Below are 23089 nucleotides of genomic sequence, written 5' to 3'. Positions count from 1 at the left end.
GATAATGAGCCCGAAAACGGCTTTTCCGTCCCTAATTTGCCCCAACCTTTTTTCTTCTTTTGGAGTTTGACAGGCATTCGCGCCTGCTAACCTACATTTCAATTCTGTTTTAAGGTGTATATTGGCGCGTGCCTACACCCATTATCCTGCAGTGATTAAGCTGTAAGGCTAGGTGGAGGCCAGGGAATTCCAAGGTTTTAATAGGTATCAGCCAGTTGTATGCAAACAGTCATAGCCATAGTAGGAGGAGGTTTCAGCGGGACCATGGTGGCCGTGCAATTGCTTCGGCAACAAGAAACGGCGCTCCACCTCTGCCTGGTCAATGACGGCTACCCCACGGGCAAGGGTATTGCGTATTCGGCGGCCTCAGATGTGTTTCTGTTGAATGTGCACGCCGGCCGCATGAGCGCTTTCCCAGACCAACCCCATCATTTCGTGGACTGGCTTCAGCGGCAGCCTGCGTTTGCGAACGTACCTGCGGCAGAACTGGAAACGTCTTTCATGCCCCGCCGCCAATATGGTTTGTACCTGGAGGAAATTCTGAAGGAAACCATACAGGCTGCCAGCGGATTTCATAAAATAGAAGTTCTTTCTACCAAGGCTAACGGCTGCAAAGCAACGCCTGATGGTCAATACGCGCTTACCTTGACCAATGGCCAGACCCTGAAAGCGCAGCAGGTGGTGCTGGCCACCGGGAATTTCTTGCCGGCCGCGCTGCGCTGCCAGATTCCGCAGGAGGCGGTGAACTCCCATTTTTTCCCAGACCCTTGGGTGCCTCAGGCCTGGCACGGCCTTACCGACCAAGACACCATTGCGCTGTTGGGCACCGGCCTCACCAGCATTGACATTATCATGGGCTTGCTGGAAACTGGCTTTCAAGGGAAGATTCATGCCATCTCCAGCAACGGCCTGCTGCCCCGCCCCTACCAGACCGCCGAATCAGACTCAGTTTTTAGCCAAAAGGTAGAGAAAGCTTCTTCCTTGCCCGAAGTGCTCAACCTGTTTAACCAAGCCCGCCGGCAGCACGGCAAACACAGTTGGGAGCGCTTGGTCAACGGCATCAGGCCGCACACCCAACAGTTGTGGCGCCGTTTTTCTTTGCCAGACAAAAAAAGATTCATGCGGCGCTTCGGCTCCTTGTGGGCGGTGGCGCGCCATAGGTTACCGCCGCAGGTGCACCAGGTAGTGCAGGAGGCCATTACGCGCGGGCAGTTGCAGATTACAGCAGGCCGGTTGCAGGCGGTCTCCACTGGGGCGCAGGGCCTTCAGTTGGCCATTCAATCAAAAACCGGACTTTGGGAGCTAGACGTGAGCCGACTGGTGACGTGCACCGGGCCGCAGCAGAACTACCAACACCTTACAGACCCGCTTATTTCTTCCCTCAAAACACAGGGCTTGCTGCAGCCGCACCCGTTGGGCATTGGGGTGAACGCCACCGCCCACGGGCAGTTGCTGGACCGGGCCGGCAAACCGGTGCCCGGGTTGTTCACGCTGGGGGCCACCATGCGCGGCGAACTGTGGGAGTCCAACGCCGTACCAGAACTCAGGCAACAGGCCCAAGCCTTGGCGCGGGAACTTCTGTTTTCGGGCTCATTTCTGGAAACGGAGCCAAAAACGCCCCAGGCCCTGTCATCTTAATGCCCCGCCGGGGTGAAAAAGAGAAGAACCTTGCGTACTTTTGTTTAATTACCGTAACCACCAACCCACACCATGGAAGCAGCCGCGCTCTACGAACGCTTTGAGAACAACCTGGACATCATCTTCGGGTACATAAAAAAAGGGCTGGACGTGCGCACCACGCCCTACCACATCACTATGCCCCTGGAGGTGAACCTGCTCTGCGACGTGCTCAACCACAAAGGCTTTGACTTTACAGTGACCAAAGACGGTTTTGACGCCCTTTCTGAGTTCCATGACCTGTTCATGAAAGACAGCAAGCGCGTGTATGAGGCCATGCACCAGATTTTGGAAGACAAACGCGCCTACCTGCGCACCCCCGAAGGCACGGTGCTCCTGAAAGAACAACTAATCAGACGGTTGGAGTATTTCAACGAGATTGCCCATTCCATGGAAGTGATTGCCCGTCTTCAGCAATTAGGCAGCCCGCTGCAGTACAACTACCCGTTCCTCAATAAATAAAATCTTGTAGTGGCGGCTTCTGCCGAAGAAAAAAATCCGGCCAGAGAATCCTATTGATACAGGTTTTCTCTGGCCGGATTTTTTGTTTTCCCCAAGGAAAAGGCTGAATATAAGGTGGCCCTAGGGTTTGTTGTAGCCTAAAATATGGACCTTGGTAGATTGCCCGGGTGCGCGCGTGGTCCTGAAAGTAACCCAGGCTTGCTTTACGCTGCCGTTGGGCGCCATGGGAAAGGCGGTCTGGGTGGTCTCCAGTTCCTGGCCGTTCTGCTCTAACATCACTTCCACGGCCACATTCTCCGCTACCTGCTCGCCCAGGTTTTCCAGTTCCACGCGGTAAATGTTCTGGTCCTGTTTTCCTTGTTCTGGAATAAGGCGCACCTGCAAGTCTGGCGGCGTGTCTTGGTAATGGTAGGTTTTCACGCTGAGGTAGGCAATCAAGGCGAGGATCAGCGCGGTGCTGACACCAAACACCACCCACTCAAGAAGGCTCTTTTTCATGTTCTTCGTCTTCATTGTCCATAAATTCCTGGTCCAGCAGGAACCTGCCCGCCGAAGCCCCCAAAGAGGTCACCACGGTGAGCACAATGGTTACTTTTATCCCAGTTTCCCAACTGCCTCCTTCAAACCGGCCAAAAAACCACAGCACCCCGGCAGACACCAAAAAGGCCACTGCGTAAGTCACGCTCAGGCCGCTGGCCACGTCAATAAACCCAGGCCGTGGTTGCGATTTGGACTTGGCGGTTCCTTTGAATTCTATGTAAAACAGTACGCTGGCGCTCAATACCAAAGATACCAACACCAACAGCAGCAACTGGAAAGGCGTGGCGCTCAGGCCAATCTCCAGCACTTCATCAGTTGGGGCTATGTTGGCGCCGAACAGCATGCCAGCGCAGGTGGCCAGCATAATCTGCTCCAGCAGGCTTTCCCGGTCTGGGGACGGCGCGTTGGGTTCGGCTTCTGGGGCATCTTCCTGGTCTTCTTCCTCGTCCTGGGCAGAGGCACCTAACTGCGCCGTGCCCACAGATACGCCAATGGCAATGGGCATGGCCTCCACCACTGTGAGGTACACCAAGCGCTCAAACGACATGGCCTCTGGGTTAAACTGCCCCAACAGCCACAGAAAAACAAAAGACAAGACCAGCCCCAGCCCCATCTCTTCCACAGAGTCAATGGCAATCTCTTTCCAGGAGGCGGTGGCCCGAAGCCCGGCATAGGTATTATAAGCCAGCAGCAGCACATAGGTCACCAGCAGGTACAGCAGCAATTGGTACGGTTTCACGTCAAAGCTGGTCCACCAGACCTCCATGGTGTAGAGCATGGGCAAACTGAACAACAGCCCGCCTATAATGCCACGGCCGTATTCCTGCAGAGAGCGAACGTACTTTTTGGTGGTCATGTAAATAGAAAAGCCGAAGCCAGGTGGAGAAAAGATGCTGCCAAACTGCCGGGATTAGGTGTGCGGGGTAAGAAAATGCTTCTACGTATTTATACCAATAGTAGTTTTTCTAGCCGCTGAGGGTCAAGGAATTGCAATCAGTACTTTCTGCGCCTTGGTTTCACGTGCTTCTCCGGTAAAAATTATTTTGCAGAAACCGGCCATGGCTCGTTATCCAGGCATAGGTAGATGCGTAGAGAGAAGGAGAAAAACCAGCGGCTTTCATATGCACTCATCGCCTGTTTCCTTTATTCTTGTTACTGAGTTAGAAACAGAGCGGCTGTGGCTTCGGCCGTACAAGCCCGAGATGGCGGCGGTTTTCTGCCAGCTGCTGCAGGAAAACCTGGACCGGTTAAAAGCCGATTTCCCGGACCGCACCAGCGCCGTGAAAACCGTGGAAGACGCCCAGGAGCGCATCAATGTGCTCACCACCCAGCGGCGGCGCGGCGATCTGTACGGTTTTGGGCTTTGGCGCAAAGACAACGGCGACTATATTGGCGATATTTCTTTAAGAAGACTGGCCCGTGGAAAACTGTTCGCCGAAGTGGGGTATTACCTGCACGCCAGCCAGGAAGGCCAGGGCTTTGCCACAGAGGCCCTGAAGGAAATCTTGCGCTTTGGGTTTCAGGAACTCCGGATGACGAGCATTAACGTGCGCTGCGCCCAGGAAAACACCAAAAGCCAGCGCGTAGCAGAGCGCAGCGGTTTCAGCCAGCGCAAGATGCTGGCCCCCACCGCCCATGAAACCAGCAACGGCGAGAAACGCCACGTGTACTGCTACACGCTGTACCGCAATGAATACCTGGTGGAATCACTAGACCGGTAATTTTCCTTTCACGCAAGTAACGCCTTCCGTTTTCGGGCTCATTTCTGGAAATGAGTCCGAAAACGGCTTATCTTTTCTTGAGCCGCGCCAGGAAAATATCGGTGTTAAAGTTCAGGTAGAGGCTGTTAGCGAATTCCAGTTCGGGCCGGTCCAGGTCTAGGTAAGGCTCCAGGCGCATGGTGAGCGTGAGGCCGTCCATGAGGTTCAGGTCGTGCAGAAAGCGTAAAATCAGGAGTTGGCGGGTTTTGTCTGTAAAGGCAGGCGTCTTGAAATTGTTGGACACCGAAGAAAACAGTTTGCCGCCCAACTCTGCGTAATACCCGCTGCCGCGCCAGTAACTCAGCATCACGTTCTGGTATTTGGTATCAATGCCCGCGTTCAGGTAAATACCGCCGCCCTGCTGAAAAGGGAATTCCGTTACGTTGGAGAAATCCTTCCAGCCCACCACGTACGGCTGAAAATGCAGCGCTTTCAACACTTTTCTATCATAGGTTTTCCTGATCACCAGACCAGCGGCCACGTTGGCTAGGGTCACCAGCGGTAATTCGGTCATGTCTATCTGCCCGCCGCGGTGCTGGGCCGTGAATTGCAAGGGCAGGCCAATGTAGGTTTCCGTTTTTGGCTTCTGTTCCGGAAATGAGAGCGAAACTGGCGTGCGGTACAAACCCAGCTCCGCTGAAACACCGCCGGCCACTTCTTCCTGGAACGGGTCAAACCGCTGCAGATAGCGCTGCCAGTCAAGCCAGATGTCTACCTTGGCGTTGGGCTTGTTGATGAGCACTTGCAGGCCGTTCTCCAGGCGGTTGGTCATGAGGCGCTCAAAGTCATACAGCGGCTCAATGTAGCCGTGGTGCACGTTGCCCTGCAGCGTCCCAAAAATCAGCGCTATGTCGTCTTTCTCATACCTGATGGTGAAGGTGGGCTGCATGAGCGAATACCGCTTGGAGCCAAAGTCCTTCTGCACCTGCACGCCGGCGTCTACCCGTACATGCTCAGACGCGAAATACGTGAGGCGAGGGTTGAGGTGGTAGCCAAACAGCGTGTAGCCTTCCGCAATGTCATTGAAGTACTCGTTGTTTTTCTGGTAGCCCAGCGCGCTCAGGCCCAACTGCAACTCCCCCGCTTGCGCAGGTTTTACGGGTTGTTTGGCTTCCAGCGCCCGGTTGTCTAGCTGCGCCACGGCCTGGCCACAGACAAAAAAGGCTCCCAGAGCCAGTAAAAGGTGTTTAGTTGACATACAGCAGAATCACGTGCAGAAAAGGTCCAAGACAGACTACAAGGGGCTGCCTGCCAGGCCAATCAAAAAGCTAGTTGAACGTTAAAGATAATCAGAATTGTGACGCCCCAACCTGTGCCTGCCTTTCCGGTAAAGTATGGTAAGCCAAAAGGCTTAATTTCTACAGCGTTAAAGCCAAAATTTCTGCGCGCCACGTAACTAAAAACGGCGGTAGTGGTTTAGAAAGTATGATGGGATAAAAGCTGACAGTGAGTTGTTTAAGATGATGGAATGTTCGAAGTCCTCATCAAAATAAACTGTCCCCACTGCCAGAGCAGTAAGGTAGTAAAAAACGGAAAGAAAAAGAACGGTGCCCAGAACCTGCTATGCCACAGCTGCAGAAAGCAGTTCCAGGCCACGTACCAGTACAAAGGCGCCGATCCGGCCACAAAGCAGCTAATGGTGCGGCTTTTGGAGCGCAACAACGGCATCCGCGACATAGAGGCGCTGCTGGGGGTGAGCCGCAAGTGCATACTGGACAACCTGTGCCGGCAAGGCAGCCGACTCAGCATCGCACCGGCGCGGCGCTGCTACGAGTCGGTGCAGATAGACGAGGTCTGGAGCTACGTGGGCAGGCGCAGGAAAGGGAAGTACTGGCTTTTGTATGCCTACTGCCCCGAGACGGATGAGGTTTTGGCTTACAGTTGCGGCCCCAGGAGCGCAGCAACTGTGAGGAAGCTGCTCAAGAAGCTGGAGAAAGCACACATTGGAGAATACTGCACCGACCATTGGAGAGCCTTCGCCCAGGTGATACCTACAGAGAAACACAAGGTGGGCAAGGCTTACACAAAAAATATAGAAGGGGTAAATACCTGCCTCAGGGCCAGGAACAGGAGGCTGGTCAGGAAAACGACCTGCTTCTCCAAGAAAAAGGAGAACCATGATGCGAGCTTAAACCTAATGTTCAACTACCGAAACAACCAAAAATCAAAGCATCATACATTGTAAACCACTACCAAAACGGCTGAAGGGTGTTGCATACTAGAGACTCAACCCAACCAAAACTTTAATTCTTTACCAAAAAACCGCCTTGCTATTTTAATTAGCATTTCGCTGTAAGTCAGCCAAAAATAAAGCTAAATAAAATAGTAAATGATGGCACAATTTCGGTACTTTGGGTGTTTCTTTTATACACCTCCGGCATGCGTCTGGGAAGCAGCTGAAACGCCGCGGCAAGCGTTTGCAGATTGACGTAGGAAGTAGTAATTTCATCTAAACAAAGCAAAGAAAAAACACAGACATGAGTGTAAACACCGAAAAATTAAAAGCGCTCCAACTTACCATTGATAAGCTAGACAAGACCTACGGAAAAGGAACGGTCATGAAGCTGAACGATACCCAGGTAGTTGACGTTCCCGCCATTTCCACCGGCTCCCTGGGGCTTGACATTGCCCTGGGCATTGGTGGTCTTCCACGCGGACGGGTGATAGAAATTTACGGACCAGAATCTTCCGGTAAAACTACGCTCACTATGCACTGTATTGCCGAGGCGCAGAAAAAAGGTGGTATTGCCGCGTTCATTGACGCCGAGCACGCCTTTGACAAAGCCTACGCCGAGAAACTGGGCATTGACACAGAGAACCTTTTAATTGCGCAGCCAGACAACGGCGAGCAAGCACTGGAGATTGCCGATCATTTGATCTCCTCCGGCGCTATTGATATTATTGTGATTGACTCCGTGGCCGCGCTGGTGCCTAAAGGCGAACTGGAAGGCGACATGGGTGACAGCAAAATGGGTCTTCAGGCACGTTTGATGTCGCAGGCGCTTCGTAAGTTGACCGGTACCATCAACAAAACCGGTTGCTGCTGTATCTTCATTAACCAGTTGCGGGAGAAGATTGGCGTGATGTTCGGGAACCCGGAGACAACCACCGGTGGTAACGCCCTTAAATTCTACGCCTCTGTACGTTTGGACATCAGAAGAATTGGCCAGATCAAAGAAGGCCCAGACAACATTACCGGTAACCGCACCAAGGTGAAAGTGGTAAAAAACAAGGTGGCGCCTCCGTTCAAAGTAGTGGAGTTTGATATCATGTATGGCGAAGGTATCTCCAAAGTAGGTGAGATTCTGGATCTGGGCGTAGAACTGGGCGTGGTGCAGAAATCAGGTTCTTGGTTCTCTTATGACGGCAACAGACTGGGCCAGGGCCGTGACGGTGTGAAAACCCTGCTGCTGGACAACGAGGAACTGATGAATGAGATTGAAGCTAAAATCAGAGCCATTGTAAAAGGTGAGCCTGCAAAAGTAGCCGCCGTTTTAGAAGACACCGGTGAATAAGCACTATAAAAATTAGATTAAAACGGCACCTTTCTGGGTGCCGTTTTTGTTTAGCAGTAGTTCCATTCAAAAAATAGTAGATTTGTGTAAAGACGCCGGGGCTTTTTTGGTATGACATTTGAATACCAACAGACTACAACCGGAATTTTGGCTTATGCGTGTAAAACATCAACTCCTGCTCCTGCTCCCCTTGGTCGGCTTAGTGCTCAGCGGCTTTGCTATCAATGACACCATGCGCACCGTCAAGAATGAAAGCTTCGCCCCTGGTGAGGTGCTGCAATACAAGGTGCATTACGGCATCATCAACGCCGGCGAGGCCAGCATCAACGTGTCGCCGTCTTTGCAGCGCATCAACAATCGCACCTGCTACCTCACCACCGTAAGCGGACGGTCTACGGGCTCCTTTGATTTTTTCCACCGCATACGTGACACCTGGAGTTCGTACATAGACACATCTTCCATGCTGCCGCTTCGGTTTCACCGCAACATTGAGGAAGGCGACTACCGCCGCAAAGAAACCACTGACTTTGACCACACCCGCAACACGGTAACCGTCAATGACAGCCGCGACGAAAAGAAAAACCAGGTGTTCAAAGTGCCAGACAACGCCCAGGACATGGTGAGCGGCTTCTATTACCTGCGCACCCTGGATCTAGACAACTTTAAACCCGGCCAAACCGTGAAAATGCAAGGCTTTCTGGGCGACGAGGTGTTTGACATGACCGTGACCTACAAAGGCGTGACCACCGTTGATACCAAAGCCGGTAAAATCAGGGCGCACCGCTTAATCCCGCGCATGCCGTCTAACAAACTGTTCAAAGGCGAAAACGCCATCTCAGTGTATTTCTCAGATGACGTGAACAAGATCCCGGTGTTGTTTGAGGCCGAAATGTTTGTAGGCTCCGTAAAAATCAACCTGTTCAAATACAGCGGCCTGCAAGGCAAACTCAACGAGGTGAAATAGTTCTGCTCAAAATTTCTATCTTATAAAAAGCGAAGGCGCTGGAGGAAATCTTCCAGCGCCTTCGCTTTTATAAGGCGAGCTAAGACGCTGAAAAACTTCGGCCTACCCCATGAAAGGGAGTAACCAATGTTACCTCAATATTAAATTTCTGGGTAAGGTCCAGACAAGGAGTTTGAAATTCGGCACAGAAACTTGCTCTAAAACCATGAATGTCACAAGCAAAGGCCGTTTTGGGGCTCATTTCTGAAAATGAGCCCCAAAACGGCCTTTCTTTCGGCTTGTTTCATGCCCGTTGATTTTAGCTATCTTTGGTAAGCGTTTCAAGGCAAGGCGGTGCGGCCCACAAGTGCCCTGCCCTTTGCCCAACGCTTTAAACCAGAACGCTATGCAAACGCCGGTAAAATACAAGATTCTGATTGTGGACGATGACCCAGACATTGTAGAACTGCTGCAGTACAACTTGGAGAAAGAAGGCTATGAGGTGGCCCACGCCCTCAACGGACAGCAAGCCCTGCTGGTGGCCCGCAAGTTCAAGCCCGAGATTATTCTGCTGGACGTCATGATGCCCGTGATGGATGGCATCACCGCCTGTCGGCATTTTAGGGAGGACCCAAAGTTCAAAGACACGCACATTCTGTTTCTCACTGCCCGGTCTGAGGAGTTCTCTGAGGTGGCCGCGTTTGAGGCCGGCGCCGATGACTTTATTGTCAAACCCATCAAACCGCGCGCGCTCATCAGTCGCCTGGCTGCCTTCGTGCGCCGCGACAACCAGATTCCGGAGCAGACCCAGGTGATTGAGATTGGCGACCTCAAGATTGACCGTACCGGGTTCATTGTGCAGAAAGGCGACCAGAAAATTAACCTGCCGAAGAAGGAATTTGAACTGCTGGCCTTTTTGGCCGCCACGCCAGACAAAGTATTCAGCCGAGACGAACTCCTGAACAACGTGTGGGGGAATGATGTGTTTGTGATTGCCCGCACCGTTGACGTACACATTAGAAAAGTGCGCGAGAAAATTGGCGAAGACCATATCAAAACCATTAAAGGCGTTGGCTACAAATTCAACACAGACTAACCCACCGCCTGCCCCACGGTCTAAAGTGCGGGTGAGTTCGCAGGCCATTGCCATTGTCATCTCAGTGCTGGTGGCGGGCATTATTGGTGCGTATCTGTTTTTCTCGCCGCAATTAAGTTTCAGAAACCAGGTGCTGGCCCTGGCGCTCACGTTCTCATCTTGCTTTCTGCTGGTTTATTTTTCGTATGAAGCCTTGATTTTCAGGGAAATCAACAGCATTTACGGCGGATTGGAGAAGTTCAAGCGGCAGGAGTTCAAGCGCATGAGCAACAAGTTTTTGTTCAGGCCAGACCCGCTCAAGCGCATCAAAGACGAAATCTATCTGCTAGCTGAACGAAACCAAAAGGAGATTGAGGAGCTCAAACGCCTGCAGGCCATGCGCCGTGAGTTTCTGGCAGATGTGAGCCATGAACTCAAAACCCCCATCTTCGCGGCGCAAGGTTTCATTCACACGCTCTTAGACGGCGCCATGGATGACGAGCGCGTGCGCGACAAATTCCTGCAGAAAGCCGCCAAAAGCTTAGATGGCTTAGATGTTTTGGTGCAGGACCTGATTACCATCTCGCAGCTGGAGAAAGGCGTGATCAAGATGAAAAAGTCCAGGTTTGATTTGAATGAACTGGGCCAGGAAGTCTTTGAGCAGCTGGAAGGCAAGGCGGCCGCGCGCCACATGACCTTGCACCTCACCAATGAAACCACCGAGCAGTTTCTGGTTACCGCAGACCGGGGCCGCATCAAACAGGTGCTCATCAACTTCATTGACAACGCCATTAAATACGGCCTGGACCACGGCAACATCTGGCTCTCTTTCCAGGAAAACAAGCGCAAAACCTGGGTTACCGTGCGTGATGACGGCCCCGGCATACAGAAAGAACACCAAACCCGCATTTTTGAGCGCTTCTACCGCATAGACAAAAGCCGCACCAAAGACGCGTCGGGCGGCGGTTCAGGCTTGGGCCTGGCTATTTCCAAGCACATTGTGGAGGCGCACAACTCAGGCATTGGCATCAACAGTGAGATTGGGGTAGGCACCACGCTCAAATTCAAGCTGCCCAAGGTGAAAGACGCTGAATAAACGGGCACTTTCAGTCCCTATCATTCCCCGGAAAATAATAAGTACCTTTGTGGGAGCGCGGCTGCGTGTCTGTTTTCGGGCTCATTTCCGGAAACGAAGCCAAAAACGCCGCGCCTTTCACATTCTGTTTCTATGAAGCTACCCGCTTTCCAAGACCTCATTATTTTTGAGAACGATGATTATATAGTGGTGAACAAGCCGCCGTTTCTGGCCACGCTGGAAGACCGCTCGTTCAACGCCTCTAACCTGCTCACGTTGGCCCGCCAATACCATGATGATGCCCAGGCCTGCCACCGCCTGGACAAAGAAACCTCCGGCTGCCTGGCTATCGCCAAAAACCCCGAAGCCTACCGGCATCTTTCCATGCAGTTTGAGAACCGGCAGGTGAACAAAATCTACCACGCCGTGGCCTGGGGAAGCTATGATTTCAAAGACCTTTTGGTAGACCGCGCCATTCAGCCCGGTCTCAAAGGCATCGCCAAACTGGCCTACAAAGGCAAACCCGCACAAACGTATTTCACCACATTGGAGAAGTTCGGGCGGCACACACTGTTGGAATGCAGACCCATCACCGGCCGCATGCACCAAATCAGGCTGCATCTGGCGTTCCTGAAAGCCTCTATTGTGCATGACGAAATGTACGGCGGCCAACCATTGTATCTCTCCAGTTTGAAACGTAAATTCAACCTGGCCAAAGACACTGAGGAACAACCCTTGATCAAACGCTTCGCGCTGCACTCGTATCAGTTAGGCTTTACCTTGATGAACGGTGAGCCCGTTTTGGTGACCGCAGATTATCACAAGGACTTTGACGTGTTGTTGAAGTTGTTGCGGAAGAATGGGTAATGAATTTATCTCCAACGAAAGTAAACCCCAATCTAAAGTTTCCAAATTTAGAAACTTTCACTAGTTTTACTCCGTTATACTTGGGCATAAGTAATGCAGTATTTTCAAACAAGATTTTTAGAGGAAGCTGAGAAATTCATTTCTCAGCTTGATTCCAAGACAATTAGGAAAATACTGTATAACATTGACCTGGCAGAGCAAACCAATGACCCAAAGCTTTTCAAGAAACTGCAGCAGGATATTTGGGAATTCAGGACAAAATACGCTGGCTTGCAGATAAGACTGCTTGCCTTTTGGGACAAAACTGATGGTAAAGAAACCTTAGTTATCGCAACACACGGTTTTATCAAGAAAGTAGACAAAGTTCCAACTAGCGAAATTGACAGGGCTGTGCGCATCAAAAACAAGTATTTTGACATCAAACAGAAAAAATAAAAGTATGGCAGCCTCACAAATGAAATCTTCTTCTCTTTCTGAATTAAAAGACAAGTTCATTGGCAAAGTGGGTACGCAGGAGCGGGATGCTTATGAATATGAACTGCACATGGAAGTGTTGGGCAAAATGATAAAAGCGGCCCGCCAACATAGAAACCTTACCCAGGAACAATTAGGTCAACTGGTAGGCGTACAAAAATCTCAAATCTCCAAACTGGAGAACAGCACTAACAGCGCCACTATTGATACTGTTCTGAAAGTATTCAAGGCGTTAAAGGCAGAAATCAACTTTAATGTAAAGTTGGAAGACAATTTTGTAAAGTTGGCTTAGAACTTATTTTCTTTCTTTGACGGTGGCATAACCAGTGATAGCTAAATGGCCGTTAATCCATAAGAAATGACAAAGCCGTATATCACAGCCGAGAAGTTATATGTCACTTGGTCCATTGTGGCTGTGATTTCTATTGTATTCATTCCAATTATTTTAGCCTTGACTTCCTCTGGAGGAGAACAAAAGCCACTTATCTGGCTTGCCTATTCACTACCATATATTTTTGGTGGATACGGACTCTTAAGTATCCTGACAAGTCTACTGTTCAAGCAATGGTTTAAAAAGCATTGGTTTATAAACGTGGCTATTTTTGCGGTTGTAGTTTTTCTATTCTTACTAACTATTGATTAAAGCACGTTAAATAATCAGTTGCGTTTTCAGCTTCATTTCCAGAATGGAGCCTAAAAACGGAACTCCAGCTTGATTCCCAAATGCTTCCTCCACTTCCCTCCCCAATTTCCCTTGATTTTCAGGACAATAAATAGACTGCATGTTGCATACCAAAAACCGGTTTTGTATCTTTGTGTCCATTTTCAAGAAAAAGCATTACATTTTTTCACTAGTTAACCATTCATAATGGATCATTTAAGTTACAAGACGTTATCAGTTAATAAGGCGGCCGCTAATAAAGGCTGGGTAGTGATAGACGCCGGAGACTCAACCCTTGGCCGCGTGGCCTCACAGATTGCCATGATTCTCAGAGGCAAAAACAAACCTTCTTTCACACCTAATGCAGACTGCGGTGATAGCGTAATTGTTATCAACTCAGACAAAGTTCGCATGACCGGTAAGAAGTGGGACAAGAAAACCTTTGTGACGCACACAGGCTACCCAGGTGGACAGAAAACCTTCACTCCGCGTGAGTTAAAGGCCAAGTCTTCTACCCTGTTGGTAGAGCGCGCGGTACGCGGTATGTTGCCAAGAACCCGTTTGGGCCGTGAGCAATTCAGAAACCTGTTTGTGTATGCTGGTGCTGAGCATCCACATGAAGCACAACAGCCAGTTACAGTAAAACTTACAAAATAACCTAGTCATATTTAATGGAAATTCTCAATACATCTGGTAGAAGAAAAACCTCGGTGGCGCGCATCTACATGACGTCAGGGCAAGGGAATATCACTATTAACGATAGAGATATTAAGGAATATTTCCCTAGTGAAGTATTACAGACCATCGTACAGCAGCCTTTGAGCTTGTTGGAGTTGGTAGGCAAATACGACATCAAGGCAAATATCAAAGGCGGTGGCGTTGCCGGTCAGGCAGAAGCCCTTCGTTTAGCTATCACCAAAGCGCTGATAGAAGAAAACGCCGAGACCCGTCCGGCCCTGAAAAAAGAAGGTTTCGTAACGCGTGACCCCCGCATGGTGGAGCGCAAGAAATTCGGTAAGCGCAAAGCTCGTCGCTCCTTCCAGTTCTCTAAACGTTAATATCTTATCAGCTGTAAAAATATCATGGCTAATACCACTTATAAAGAATTACTGGACGCCGGTGTACACTTTGGTCACCTTACCAGAAAATGGGATCCTAAAATGGCTCCGTACATTTTCATGGAGAAAAACGGCATCCACATCATTGACCTGAACAAAACCTTGGCGTCTTTAGACGAAGCAATCTCCGCTATTAAGCAAATTGCGAAGTCTGGCCGTAAGATTTTGTTTGTCGCCACCAAGAAACAAGCCCAGGACATTGTAGCAGAAGAGGCCAAGCGCCTAAAGATGCCCTACGTGACGGACCGTTGGTTGGGTGGTATGTTGACCAACTTCCAGACTGTACGTAAGTCTTTGAAGAAAATGTCAACCATTGACAAAATGGTAAAAGAAAACACCGCCTATGCCGCCATGGCAAAGCGTGAGCGTTTGATGATGAGCCGTGAGCGTGACAAACTTGACCGTGTGTTGGGTGGTATCGCTGACTTGTCTCGCCTGCCAGCCGCTTTGTTCATTGTAGACGCCAAGCGTGAAAGCATTGCCATCAAAGAAGCGCAGAAATTGAATTTGCCAATATTTGCGATTGTAGATACCAACTCTAACCCAGAGCTGGTTGACTTCCCAATCCCGGCGAATGATGATGCTTCTAAGTCTATTGCGTTGATCACCGCTCTTATTGGTAAAGCCATTGAAGAAGGTCTTTCTGAGCGTAAAGTTGACAAAGACGAAACTGAGAAGAAGCGTTCTGAAGAAGAAGGCATCCAGGAGAAAATTGAGGCTGAATAAGCGTTAATCCTTCTTTATACTATTGAAAAGAAACTGAACATTAGGAAGCCTGGCTACTGATGTTCAGTTTCTTTTTAACCTTATTGCGTGGGCCTAGCCCCGCTCCTATTGAAACTTATTATCCGTATTTCTTAATAAAAGAACAATGGCTATTACAGCACAAGATGTAAACAGACTTCGCCAGGAAACTGGTGCCGGTATGATGGATTGCAAGAAAGCCTTAACTGAGGCCAACGGCGATTTTGAGAACGCCAAAGATATCCTTCGCAAGCAAGGTCAGAAGATTGCCAGCAAGCGTGCTGACAACGCCACTTCTGAAGGCGCTGTGTTGACCCAAGTAAACGCCGAAGGCACGGAAGGCATAGTAGTAGCCCTAGCCTGCGAAACCGAGCCGGTTTCTAAAGTAGAAGATTTCAAGAACCTGGCGCAAACTGTTTTGGCCGCTGCCGTTTCTTCTAAGGCTTCTTCTAAAGAAGATTTATTAGCTTCTGTTCAAGCTGATGGCCGTGCGTTGCAAGATCACCTGACAGACCTAATGGGTAAGATTGGTGAGAAAATTGACGTAGTTTCTTTTGAGACTGTGAAAGCTGAGCGTGTAGTTGCTTACAACCACTCTAACGGTAAATTAGGTGTATTGGTAGGTTTGACCAACACCGGTGGTAAAGAAGTAAACGACCTGGGCAAAGACGTAGCCATGCAAATTGCGGCCATGAAGCCAATTGCCGTTGACAAAGACGGTGTTGATTCTGCTACCGTTGAGCGTGAGATTGAAATTGGAAAAGAGCAAGCCCGCGCTGAAGGCAAGCCAGAAGAAATGCTGGAGAAAATTGCCTTGGGTAAACTGAACAAATTCTACAAAGAAAGCACTTTGCTGAACCAGGAGTTTGTGAAAGACCCATCTGTGACCATCGCTAAATTGTTGGACAACGCCAACAAAGGCATGACCGTTACGGAGTTCAAGCGTGTAGCTATTGGTTAATCTGTAACAACCAGAACATATAAAAAGCCCCGCTACGGAAGTAGCGGGGCTTTTTTGCGTTTAGTGAAGTTTCCGTTTTTGGCTTCATTTCTGGAAATGAGCCCGAAAACAAAGAATGACTTGCAGTTTTACAGAATATATAATAGGGCAAATGTAGAGACGCAATACCTTGCGTCTGGCGTGCACCCTCGTTCCATAGAGCCAAGACGCAAGGTATTGCGTCTCTACAAATAGGCCATTTCAAACTATCAGACAGTTTATTTATTAAGGTGAAGTACCAACTTTTCAAATCATCACCTTTTCAAATCATTACCTCTTCAAATCCTCAAATACAATTAATACATCAGCACATTAGAAATGTGCACCTTAATCCAAATCTGTCTGTTTCCGCACGAACTCTTGCCCGGCCAAATCTTCCTTGCGCAGGAAAGGCCGGATGATCAGGCGTGTACCGTTTTCATAGGTAAAGAACTTGTACACCCAGTTGGCCAGCACCACCAGCTTGTTCCGGAACCCGATCAGGTAATAGATGTGCACAAACAACCAGGCAATCCAGGCGATGAACCCGGTTAGGTGCAGGTTCTTGGGCAAATCAGCTACGGCACGGTTACGGCCAATAATGGCCAGAGAACCTTTGTCAAAATACTCAAACGGTACCAAGGTCTCGCGGTGTACCAGGCGTTTCAGGTTCTTGGCCAGGTGCTTGCCCTGCTGAATGGCAGGTTGGGCCACGCCAGGGTGTCCGTTGGGCCATTTCTCGGTTTTCATGGCGGCAATATCGCCTATGGCGAAGATGTCTGTATAGCCGTTGACTTGGTTAAAGGTGTTGACCAAGTAGCGGCCGCGTTCGCTGGACGTATCTGCCAGGCCTTTGATTTGGGCTCCAGACACGCCGGCTGCCCAAATGAGTGTTTGGGTTTGAATCTGTTCACCGCCTTTGAACGTCACGGTTTTCCCGTCATAAGACTCCACCAGCGTATTCAGTTTCACCACAATGCCCACATCCTCCAAATACTTGCGGGTTGTCTCGCTAGACTCCGCAGACATAGGCGGCAGCACGCGGTCCATGCCTTCCACTAGGTAAATATTCATCTTGCTGAAGTCCATGCCTGGGTAATCGCTGGGAAGCACGTGGCGGCGCATTTCGGCCAGAGCACCGGCCAGTTCCACGCCGGTGGGCCCACCGCCTACAATCACAAAGTTGAGCAAGCTTTGGCGCACCGCGGGGTCTTTAATCATGTTGGCCTGCTCAAACGACTGCAACAGCTGGCTGCGCAGGTTGAGCGCATCTGGAATCTGCTTAAGCGGGAACGAGAACTCCTTGATTTGTTTGTTCCCGAAGTAATTGGACTTAGTGCCCGTGGAAATAATCAGAAAATCATACGGCAACTCGCCCACCAGTGTGCACACCGTCTTGCTCTCTGGGTTAATGCTGGTGACTTTGACCTGCCGGAAATGGAAGTCTTCGTAGTCTTTGTCAAACAGCTTGCGCAGCGGTTCGGCAATGGCGTCTGGCTCCAGACCGGCGGTGGCTACCTGGTAAAGCAGCGGCCAGAAACCATGGTAGTTCTGGCGGTCAAACATCACAATCTGAAACTCTTTGCCGGGTAAATTCTTGGCTACGTTCACGCCACCAAATCCGCCGCCAATAATGACCACCCGCGGTTTGGTGGTCTCTGGTATATTTAAAGATAACTCGTTTAGCTGAAGCATATTTCTTGCGGTATCGTCAGAAAAAAAGCCCTTGCAACAAGCGCGCAGGCACATAGGTTTCCAATAGTCTTATACTGTATTTCTCCTATATAAGATATTGATTCCTGCGGCAAATGTGCGCCAATTCTACTCCTGTTTAGAGGTGAACGCAAACAATCTCCCGTTTTCGGGCTCATTTCTGAAAATGAAGCCGAAAACGGAAATCTCAAAGAAGAATAGGCCTGCCTGCTAAGGTGTTACTGCTTGAAATGACTGCCCACAAAGAGCAAGACTTCCGGCAACCCCGTCTGCCAATAAGACCAACTGTGGCCACCGTCGCGCACCCTGAACTCGTGGGGCACCTGGCGGTCAATCAAGGCGGCGTGCAGCGCCATGTTGCCTTTAATCAGGTAATCATCATCGCCGCAGTCAATGTAGAACTTCACTTTTTTCAGGTCTTCAGCGGGCGCGGTCTCTACCATTTTCAATACCGAATGCTGGTACCAATGTGTATTCAAGCGCGCCTGCCCGCTGAGTTGCGTACCGTACACAGCCCCGAAGATACGGTTATAGGCTTCGGCGGGCAGTGCGGTGAACTCTGTGTCTGTGCGTACGGCGGCGCTCAAGGGCGCAGCTACTGAGAATAAATGCGGGTACCTGATGGCATACTGCAAACTCCCGAACCCGCCCATGGAAAGTCCGGCCACGGCTCTGGAAGCTTGGGTGGCTTTGGTCTTGTAGGTTTTGTCAATGAACGGCAGGAATTCAGTGATGAAAAAATCTTCATACCGCACGCGGCCGTCATGGCTGTTAATGTAATATGTACCGCCGGCATCGGGCATCACAATCACCATAGCCGGAATCTGCCCGGCCTGAATCATGCTATCGGCTTGGGCTTGCACGTCGCCCTTCAGGGCCCAGTCGGTTTCATCACCGCCATAACCATGCAGCAGATACAGCACCGGGAAACGCTCTGGTGCGGTGGCATACCCCGCGGGCAGATAGATAGAATACTCCACTTCCTTGCCCAGCACAGTACTTTTGGTTTTGAGGCTTACCTGCAGGGAGCTTTGCTGGCCAAGCACCGGCAACCAAACCAACCACAGAAAAAACACGAGCAAATTTTTCATAAAAGCAGCATGACAGATGATGGGCCTAAAGATAGGGTTTCACACCGAAAGCTGGCAACCCCTCCACTTTTGACAAACCTATAACTTTTATACCCAGACCGCGGTAAGAACACTTGTTACCAGAAAAACCAGCCCATGCAAAAGTCTATCGCCCAACACAGATTACAAGACCAAGTAGCCATTGTCACGGGGGCCAGTTCGGGCATTGGCCAGGCCATTGCCATTCAAATGGCCCTGGAAGGCGCCAAAGTGGTCATCAATTATTTCTCAGACAAAGAAGGAGCCCAAGCCTCGTTGGCGCAAATAAAGAAAAACGGTGGCCAGGGATTGATTTTTGAAGCCGATGTCTCCAAAGAAAAAGAAGTGGAGCAGATGTTCAAGGCCGCAAAAAAGGAGTTTGGCGCGCTGGACATTCTGGTGAACAATGCCGGTATTCAAGATGATGCCGCGCTGGTGGATATGACCCTGGCGCAATGGGAAAAAGTCATCAACACCAACTTAACCGGCCCGTTTTTGTGCGCGCGGGCAGCGGCTCAGGCGTTTTTAGCTAAGAAGAAGGAGGAAGAAGAAGGCCCTGCTATCGGTAAAATCATCTTCATCAGTTCGGTGCATGACATTATTCCGTGGGCGGGGCATGTGAACTACGCCAGTTCCAAGGGCGGCGTGGCCATGATGATGAAAACCATGGCGCAGGAACTGGCGCCCAAAGGCATACGCGTGAACAGCCTCTCGCCGGGGGCCATTAAAACCGACATCAACAAAGCCGATTGGTCTTCTAAGAAAGGGAAAGAGAAAATGCTGTCGCAGATACCTTACGGCCGCATTGGCGTGCCCCAGGATATTGCCAAAGTAGCGGTGTGGCTGGCCTCAGATGAAGCCGATTATGTGGCCGGCGCCACTATTTACGTAGACGGCGGTATGACCCTATTTCCTTCTTTTGGCGATGATGCCTAAGCGCAGGAATTAGAAATTGTTTCTGGATTTATAGACCGGCACCTGGGCGGCGCTTTCCAGCCAGGCTACGGCCTCTTGTTCGGTCATGAAAGCTTGGCGCATAACGTCCTGGCTGGGTTCTGAGATGGCCTGCAGTTTCTCACCTTCTTGCAGGCGTTGCATCTGCCGCGGGTTCAGGAGCCAGGCCACCACCAATTGCGGCGCTACCTGTTGCAGGGCTTTCGGGAAGAATTCTTGCTGCAGCCACTCGCTTTCCTCCAGGGTCACTTCCCCTTTAGAGCGGCAGTCAAAGAGCCAGAGCGCCGAGGCGTTTTCCTTGGCCGTGGCCAAAATAGCCAGACAGTTCATCTTGAACTCTGTGAACGTCACAGACTGCTGCCACCGGATGATGACCGTCTGCATATCTGGCCGATAGGAAATCTTGATGTGCTTGCTAAATCCTATCTTCATAACGTGGGGGATTCGTTAGGGCGTTAAGAATTTACATGTCATCCTTTATGCTCTTCTCTGCACTTAAATTAGGGGAATACTTATTTATAAACAAGTTTCCCACAGGCTTACCCACAATTATTTTGAAAGAAACCGTATAAATACCTAAAAATTACAGTTCATGCCGCGCCCTTGCCGCGAATAAATTCTTACGCATGGCCAAGAATAATTCTATGCTCTCTTGCAGAAACGTTTCATCTAGCCATTGCTTCACTTCTTCATCGCCGCCGGTCACGTCCAGTTCATTGACCTTGTAGGTCTGTTCAAAAGGCCCCAGTTCCAGCTTAATTAAGTACTTTCCGTTCCAGGCCAACAAAGTGATTTTAATCTCTGGGTGCGGAATATCTGCCACTACGCGCATGGTGTGTAAATTTTAAGGTGAAGAAAAAGGTAACGTTTCCGTTTTCGGGCTCATTTCTGGAAATGAGCCCGAAAACGCTACAGCTCAATGCCCATCTGCCGCATGAGTTGGCTGGCATTGAAACTCTGGCAAACCCCCGGCCGAAGGGTGTAATCAAACTGAAGTTCGCCGTTCTCAAAATAACTGTTGAAGCTGTAATTCTCCACCGAGCCCGGCAGTTCCTGCTCCATGTTGCCCAGCTCCAGGTCATGGGTAGAGACGAAGCCCGCGGCTTGGCGCTTGTGCAACTGCCTGATCAGGGCCATGGCGCCGTGGTGCCGGTCATGCGAGTTGGTGCCTTTCAGAATCTCGTCTAGGAAGAAATACACGGGCTGCCCGGTGGCGGTGAGGTCCAGCAAGATTTTCAGACGCTTTAATTCGGCATAAAAAGAAGACGTATTCTCGGCTAAATTATCCTCGGTGCGCATGCTGGTGTAGACCTGGGCCGGGAAGATGGCGAACCGTTTGGCACACGTAGCCGCGCCCGTAAAGGCCAGCACCATGTTAACGCCCACCGCCCGCAGAAACGTACTCTTCCCTGACATGTTGGAACCGGTGATCAAGACCGTGTGGCCCGCGCCGGAGAAGGAAAGACTGTTGGCCTTACGGTTGGCGCTGAAAATCAGAGGGTGGCTCAACTCCTGGGCATCACAGGTAAACGGAACCTCAGAAATGGTGGGCACCACGTAGCTTGGGTTGGCATACTGAAAAGCGGCCAGCCCGGCCAGCGCCTCAAAATCTGCGGCGGCGTTCAACACCTGACTGATGTTTTCTGACATGGTGGTTTTCCAGCGTTCCAGGCGCCACATCCAGATAAAATCCCACATGAGCACGTGGTTCAGGATAAAGTTCAGGTACGTGTTCAGCCTCGCCGATAAATATTGAATGATAGACGCCAGCTGCCGCACGTGCTCTGAGGCCGGTTTGTCGTCTATCTTGAGTTGTTGCTGCAGTTGCTGGGCCTTGGCGCTGGTGAAGGTGTGGTTCTCAATGTGCACCAGCATATCTTGGTAGCTGCGCAGGGTTTCATACATGCCACTGCTCTCCTCGTAGAATTCATCGCGCTGGCGCTGGTATTTCACGGCCACCAGAAACTGCACCACCACCAGGCCAATGAACGGGTAATGCGAATAGCCTTGCGCCCAATACACAATGGCGGCAATGGTGAGCACCGGCAACAGAAACGTAAGCACCACCAGCCAGCCTTTGCCCATAAAAAAATTGGGTTGCTTGAGCCACAGCAAGAACAACTGCGGCAATTGCTGGGTCTTGCGATGGTGGTGCATGGCCCGGGCCTGCAGGTGCTGCCGCCATTCCAGGTCAGCGGCCAGTTCCGCTACCGCCTCTTGCCGCGCAATAATTTCCTGGGGGGCGGCAGGCGCTTTCAACCAGTCGGCCAGGCGTTGCTGGCCAAGCCTGGTCACGGCCCGGTTCAAGAGCTGAAACAGTGAGTTCTGGCCAAATACATCCAGGTCGGCGGCGTAGGCGTGGTTGGGTTCCTGAAATTCTTCGCCGGTGGTAAAATCTTTGAGTTCGCCGCGCAGGCGTTCCTGTTCGGCCCGGTTAATGATGCCCAGGTACATCTGGTGCTTCTGGGAGTATTCAATCTTGTTGTGCCACCGTATCAGGACCGCGAACAGGAAGTAGCCCGCCATGAGCAAACTCAGGCCAGCGCCGTTATAGCCGTAATAAAACAAGGCCACGCAGCCCACCACAGAACCAATCACGAAGAATAACCTGAACCAGCCCACCCACCGGTGACGGTTGGCGTGTCTGGCTTCTTCACTAAAAAAGCGCTGTTCCCGCTCAGAAAACAGTTGCTCAGGAGTTGAGGACATAGGGATGGAATGAGTGAAGGATGGAATGAGTGAGTGAATGAAGGATGGAATGAGTGAGTGAAGGAAAGAATGAGTGAAGGAGTAAATTAGTAAAGGAATGAAGGAAGAAAGATTGAAGATGGAGATTGTCTGCTGTACCAATAACTAAACGCAGTTTCTGCTAACTATTGTCTATTTTAGAGAAGCACATTCACTCATTCCATCCTTCACTCATTCCATCATTCAATCATTCACTCCTTACACCGTGGCAATGCATTTGAGTTCAATGGCGATGGGCGTGGGCAGGGCATTTACTTCCACAGTGGTGCGGCACGGTTGGCAATCCTTGAAATATTCGGCGTACAGGCGGTTATAGGTTTTAAAGTCGGCTTTCATGTTGGTGAGGAACACGGTGACATCTACCAGGTTTTGCCAACTGGAGCCCGCCTCCTCCAGAATGGTGCGCACATTTTTGAACACCGAATGGCATTGCGCTTCAATATCATAGCTGGTGATATTGCCATGTTTATCCAGCACCACACCCGGTATCTGCGGGTTTCCTTTCTCGCGCGGCCCCACTCCCGACAAAAACAGCAGATTGCCTACTTTTCTGGCGTGCGGGTACAAGCCAACCGGTTCCGGTGCTTTAGAGGAGGAAGTAGCAGATTGGTTTTCCATGGCATTTTGCGTTTTTGGGCTCTATTTTCAAAATTAAGCCAAAAACGGCCATATAAA

At 50.5% G+C, this 23089-nt stretch carries 27 protein-coding genes; 17 read left to right on the top strand and 10 right to left on the bottom strand.

Features of this window, described 5'->3' with window-relative positions; genetic code table 11:
- The first annotated feature begins 219 nt into the window (after nt 1-219).
- Nucleotides 220-1638, top strand: coding sequence for an FAD/NAD(P)-binding protein (locus tag IMY23_RS17645; RefSeq protein WP_192823338.1), 1419 nt, complete (start codon nt 220-222; stop codon nt 1636-1638).
- A 72-nt stretch (nt 1639-1710) separates the two neighbouring features.
- Complete coding sequence (locus tag IMY23_RS17640; protein WP_192823337.1) at nt 1711-2139, top strand: hypothetical protein; 429 nt, start codon at nt 1711-1713, stop codon at nt 2137-2139.
- A gap of 120 nt (nt 2140-2259) precedes the next feature.
- On the opposite strand, the gene IMY23_RS17635 is transcribed toward IMY23_RS17640, so the two are convergent.
- On the bottom strand, nt 2260-2637 hold the full coding sequence (locus IMY23_RS17635) for a hypothetical protein (protein WP_192823336.1): 378 nt from the start codon (nt 2635-2637) through the stop codon (nt 2260-2262).
- Nucleotides 2618-3535, bottom strand: coding sequence for a TIGR02587 family membrane protein (locus IMY23_RS17630; protein ID WP_192823335.1), 918 nt, complete (start codon nt 3533-3535; stop codon nt 2618-2620). The genes IMY23_RS17635 and IMY23_RS17630 overlap by 20 nt, the downstream gene beginning before the upstream one ends.
- Before the next feature lie 265 nt (nt 3536-3800).
- On the opposite strand from IMY23_RS17630, the gene IMY23_RS17625 reads away from it, so the two are divergent.
- Complete coding sequence (locus tag IMY23_RS17625) at nt 3801-4400, top strand: GNAT family N-acetyltransferase (RefSeq protein ID WP_192823334.1); 600 nt, start codon at nt 3801-3803, stop codon at nt 4398-4400.
- A 67-nt stretch (nt 4401-4467) separates the two neighbouring features.
- Here the strand turns inward: IMY23_RS17625 and IMY23_RS17620 are convergent, their stop codons facing one another.
- Nucleotides 4468-5637 carry a hypothetical protein gene (locus tag IMY23_RS17620; protein WP_225986545.1) on the bottom strand — a complete coding sequence of 390 codons (1170 nt, stop codon included), beginning with the start codon at nt 5635-5637 and terminating at the stop codon, nt 4468-4470.
- 270 nt (nt 5638-5907) lie between these two features.
- On the opposite strand from IMY23_RS17620, the gene IMY23_RS17615 reads away from it, so the two are divergent.
- From IMY23_RS17615 to IMY23_RS17575, 9 genes are all read left to right on the top strand, one after another.
- Nucleotides 5908-6624: an IS1 family transposase gene (locus tag IMY23_RS17615; protein WP_192820093.1), complete on the top strand. Its 717-nt coding sequence runs from the start codon at nt 5908-5910 to the stop codon at nt 6622-6624.
- A gap of 292 nt (nt 6625-6916) precedes the next feature.
- Nucleotides 6917-7954 (top strand): recombinase RecA, encoded by a 1038-nt coding sequence (gene recA, locus IMY23_RS17610; protein WP_192823333.1) that lies wholly within the window; start codon nt 6917-6919, stop codon nt 7952-7954.
- 154 nt (nt 7955-8108) lie between these two features.
- The gene (locus IMY23_RS17605) at nt 8109-8918 is read left to right on the top strand and encodes a DUF3108 domain-containing protein (protein WP_192823332.1); all 810 of its coding nucleotides are present in this window, start codon (nt 8109-8111) and stop codon (nt 8916-8918) included.
- Between the two features lie 385 nt (nt 8919-9303).
- Nucleotides 9304-9993: a response regulator transcription factor gene (locus tag IMY23_RS17600; RefSeq protein WP_192823331.1), complete on the top strand. Its 690-nt coding sequence runs from the start codon at nt 9304-9306 to the stop codon at nt 9991-9993.
- The gene (locus IMY23_RS17595) at nt 9968-11068 is read left to right on the top strand and encodes a cell wall metabolism sensor histidine kinase WalK (RefSeq protein WP_225986544.1); all 1101 of its coding nucleotides are present in this window, start codon (nt 9968-9970) and stop codon (nt 11066-11068) included. The genes IMY23_RS17600 and IMY23_RS17595 overlap by 26 nt, the downstream gene beginning before the upstream one ends.
- A gap of 132 nt (nt 11069-11200) precedes the next feature.
- The gene (locus IMY23_RS17590) at nt 11201-11914 is read left to right on the top strand and encodes an RluA family pseudouridine synthase (protein ID WP_192823330.1); all 714 of its coding nucleotides are present in this window, start codon (nt 11201-11203) and stop codon (nt 11912-11914) included.
- Between the two features lie 93 nt (nt 11915-12007).
- A complete protein-coding gene (locus IMY23_RS17585) occupies nt 12008-12349 on the top strand; it encodes a type II toxin-antitoxin system RelE/ParE family toxin (RefSeq protein ID WP_192823329.1) in 342 nt (113 codons plus the stop codon).
- A gap of 19 nt (nt 12350-12368) precedes the next feature.
- Nucleotides 12369-12680, top strand: a complete 312-nt coding sequence (locus tag IMY23_RS17580) for a helix-turn-helix domain-containing protein (RefSeq protein ID WP_225986543.1) — start codon at nt 12369-12371, stop codon at nt 12678-12680.
- A 66-nt stretch (nt 12681-12746) separates the two neighbouring features.
- Nucleotides 12747-13031 (top strand): hypothetical protein, encoded by a 285-nt coding sequence (locus IMY23_RS17575; RefSeq protein ID WP_192823327.1) that lies wholly within the window; start codon nt 12747-12749, stop codon nt 13029-13031.
- Nucleotides 13032-13037: 6 nt separating this feature from the next.
- Here the strand turns inward: IMY23_RS17575 and IMY23_RS20175 are convergent, their stop codons facing one another.
- Nucleotides 13038-13172 carry a hypothetical protein gene (locus IMY23_RS20175; protein WP_255430362.1) on the bottom strand — a complete coding sequence of 45 codons (135 nt, stop codon included), beginning with the start codon at nt 13170-13172 and terminating at the stop codon, nt 13038-13040.
- A gap of 84 nt (nt 13173-13256) precedes the next feature.
- Here IMY23_RS20175 and rplM point away from each other — a divergent pair, with 84 nt between their 5' ends.
- From rplM to tsf, 4 genes are all read left to right on the top strand, one after another.
- Nucleotides 13257-13706, top strand: coding sequence for a 50S ribosomal protein L13 (gene rplM / locus IMY23_RS17570; RefSeq protein ID WP_192823326.1), 450 nt, complete (start codon nt 13257-13259; stop codon nt 13704-13706).
- A gap of 14 nt (nt 13707-13720) precedes the next feature.
- Entirely contained in the window at nt 13721-14107 is a 387-nt protein-coding gene (rpsI, locus tag IMY23_RS17565) for a 30S ribosomal protein S9 (RefSeq protein ID WP_192823325.1), read from the top strand.
- 24 nt (nt 14108-14131) lie between these two features.
- A complete protein-coding gene (gene rpsB / locus IMY23_RS17560) occupies nt 14132-14893 on the top strand; it encodes a 30S ribosomal protein S2 (protein ID WP_192823324.1) in 762 nt (253 codons plus the stop codon).
- A 145-nt stretch (nt 14894-15038) separates the two neighbouring features.
- Nucleotides 15039-15872 carry a translation elongation factor Ts gene (gene tsf, locus IMY23_RS17555; RefSeq protein ID WP_192823323.1) on the top strand — a complete coding sequence of 278 codons (834 nt, stop codon included), beginning with the start codon at nt 15039-15041 and terminating at the stop codon, nt 15870-15872.
- Nucleotides 15873-16238: 366 nt separating this feature from the next.
- On the opposite strand, the gene IMY23_RS17550 is transcribed toward tsf, so the two are convergent.
- The gene (locus IMY23_RS17550) at nt 16239-17585 is read right to left on the bottom strand and encodes an NAD(P)/FAD-dependent oxidoreductase (protein WP_192823322.1); all 1347 of its coding nucleotides are present in this window, start codon (nt 17583-17585) and stop codon (nt 16239-16241) included.
- Between the two features lie 236 nt (nt 17586-17821).
- Nucleotides 17822-18694, bottom strand: coding sequence for an alpha/beta hydrolase family protein (locus IMY23_RS17545; protein WP_192823321.1), 873 nt, complete (start codon nt 18692-18694; stop codon nt 17822-17824).
- 135 nt (nt 18695-18829) lie between these two features.
- Here IMY23_RS17545 and IMY23_RS17540 point away from each other — a divergent pair, with 135 nt between their 5' ends.
- A complete protein-coding gene (locus tag IMY23_RS17540; RefSeq protein ID WP_192823320.1) occupies nt 18830-19648 on the top strand; it encodes a glucose 1-dehydrogenase in 819 nt (272 codons plus the stop codon).
- Between the two features lie 9 nt (nt 19649-19657).
- Here the strand turns inward: IMY23_RS17540 and IMY23_RS17535 are convergent, their stop codons facing one another.
- The 4 genes from IMY23_RS17535 to IMY23_RS17520 form a co-directional block, all read right to left on the bottom strand.
- Nucleotides 19658-20098, bottom strand: coding sequence for a hypothetical protein (locus IMY23_RS17535; protein WP_192823319.1), 441 nt, complete (start codon nt 20096-20098; stop codon nt 19658-19660).
- Nucleotides 20099-20249: 151 nt separating this feature from the next.
- Nucleotides 20250-20498, bottom strand: a complete 249-nt coding sequence (locus tag IMY23_RS17530; RefSeq protein ID WP_192823318.1) for a hypothetical protein — start codon at nt 20496-20498, stop codon at nt 20250-20252.
- 77 nt (nt 20499-20575) lie between these two features.
- Nucleotides 20576-22375 (bottom strand): DNA mismatch repair protein MutS, encoded by a 1800-nt coding sequence (locus IMY23_RS17525; protein ID WP_192823317.1) that lies wholly within the window; start codon nt 22373-22375, stop codon nt 20576-20578.
- 237 nt (nt 22376-22612) lie between these two features.
- Nucleotides 22613-23032: a RidA family protein gene (locus IMY23_RS17520; protein ID WP_192823316.1), complete on the bottom strand. Its 420-nt coding sequence runs from the start codon at nt 23030-23032 to the stop codon at nt 22613-22615.
- Between the last annotated feature and the right edge of the window lie 57 nt (nt 23033-23089).

It is taken from the genome of Rufibacter sp. LB8 (assembly GCF_014876185.1).
In the GTDB taxonomy this organism is placed as follows: domain Bacteria; phylum Bacteroidota; class Bacteroidia; order Cytophagales; family Hymenobacteraceae; genus Nibribacter.
This window is presented reverse-complemented; position numbering and strand designations above follow the sequence as displayed.

Coding starts and splice junctions, on each gene's coding strand:
- rpsI (WP_192823325.1), top strand. CDS start 13,721: ATGGAAATTCTCAATACATCTGGTAGAAGAAAAACCTCGGTGGCGCGC.
- IMY23_RS17640 (WP_192823337.1), top strand. CDS start 1,711: ATGGAAGCAGCCGCGCTCTACGAACGCTTTGAGAACAACCTGGACATC.
- IMY23_RS17615 (WP_192820093.1), top strand. CDS start 5,908: ATGTTCGAAGTCCTCATCAAAATAAACTGTCCCCACTGCCAGAGCAGT.
- IMY23_RS17590 (WP_192823330.1), top strand. CDS start 11,201: ATGAAGCTACCCGCTTTCCAAGACCTCATTATTTTTGAGAACGATGAT.
- IMY23_RS17620 (WP_225986545.1), bottom strand. CDS start 5,637: ATGTCAACTAAACACCTTTTACTGGCTCTGGGAGCCTTTTTTGTCTGT.
- IMY23_RS20175 (WP_255430362.1), bottom strand. CDS start 13,172: ATGCAGTCTATTTATTGTCCTGAAAATCAAGGGAAATTGGGGAGGGAA.
- IMY23_RS17625 (WP_192823334.1), top strand. CDS start 3,801: ATGCACTCATCGCCTGTTTCCTTTATTCTTGTTACTGAGTTAGAAACA.
- IMY23_RS17535 (WP_192823319.1), bottom strand. CDS start 20,098: ATGAAGATAGGATTTAGCAAGCACATCAAGATTTCCTATCGGCCAGAT.
- rpsB (WP_192823324.1), top strand. CDS start 14,132: ATGGCTAATACCACTTATAAAGAATTACTGGACGCCGGTGTACACTTT.
- IMY23_RS17545 (WP_192823321.1), bottom strand. CDS start 18,694: ATGAAAAATTTGCTCGTGTTTTTTCTGTGGTTGGTTTGGTTGCCGGTG.
- IMY23_RS17530 (WP_192823318.1), bottom strand. CDS start 20,498: ATGCGCGTAGTGGCAGATATTCCGCACCCAGAGATTAAAATCACTTTG.
- recA (WP_192823333.1), top strand. CDS start 6,917: ATGAGTGTAAACACCGAAAAATTAAAAGCGCTCCAACTTACCATTGAT.
- IMY23_RS17585 (WP_192823329.1), top strand. CDS start 12,008: ATGCAGTATTTTCAAACAAGATTTTTAGAGGAAGCTGAGAAATTCATT.
- IMY23_RS17635 (WP_192823336.1), bottom strand. CDS start 2,637: ATGAAAAAGAGCCTTCTTGAGTGGGTGGTGTTTGGTGTCAGCACCGCG.
- IMY23_RS17525 (WP_192823317.1), bottom strand. CDS start 22,375: ATGTCCTCAACTCCTGAGCAACTGTTTTCTGAGCGGGAACAGCGCTTT.
- tsf (WP_192823323.1), top strand. CDS start 15,039: ATGGCTATTACAGCACAAGATGTAAACAGACTTCGCCAGGAAACTGGT.
- IMY23_RS17600 (WP_192823331.1), top strand. CDS start 9,304: ATGCAAACGCCGGTAAAATACAAGATTCTGATTGTGGACGATGACCCA.
- IMY23_RS17580 (WP_225986543.1), top strand. CDS start 12,369: ATGAAATCTTCTTCTCTTTCTGAATTAAAAGACAAGTTCATTGGCAAA.
- IMY23_RS17575 (WP_192823327.1), top strand. CDS start 12,747: ATGACAAAGCCGTATATCACAGCCGAGAAGTTATATGTCACTTGGTCC.
- IMY23_RS17550 (WP_192823322.1), bottom strand. CDS start 17,585: ATGCTTCAGCTAAACGAGTTATCTTTAAATATACCAGAGACCACCAAA.
- IMY23_RS17540 (WP_192823320.1), top strand. CDS start 18,830: ATGCAAAAGTCTATCGCCCAACACAGATTACAAGACCAAGTAGCCATT.
- IMY23_RS17520 (WP_192823316.1), bottom strand. CDS start 23,032: ATGGAAAACCAATCTGCTACTTCCTCCTCTAAAGCACCGGAACCGGTT.
- IMY23_RS17645 (WP_192823338.1), top strand. CDS start 220: ATGCAAACAGTCATAGCCATAGTAGGAGGAGGTTTCAGCGGGACCATG.
- rplM (WP_192823326.1), top strand. CDS start 13,257: ATGGATCATTTAAGTTACAAGACGTTATCAGTTAATAAGGCGGCCGCT.
- IMY23_RS17630 (WP_192823335.1), bottom strand. CDS start 3,535: ATGACCACCAAAAAGTACGTTCGCTCTCTGCAGGAATACGGCCGTGGC.
- IMY23_RS17605 (WP_192823332.1), top strand. CDS start 8,109: ATGCGTGTAAAACATCAACTCCTGCTCCTGCTCCCCTTGGTCGGCTTA.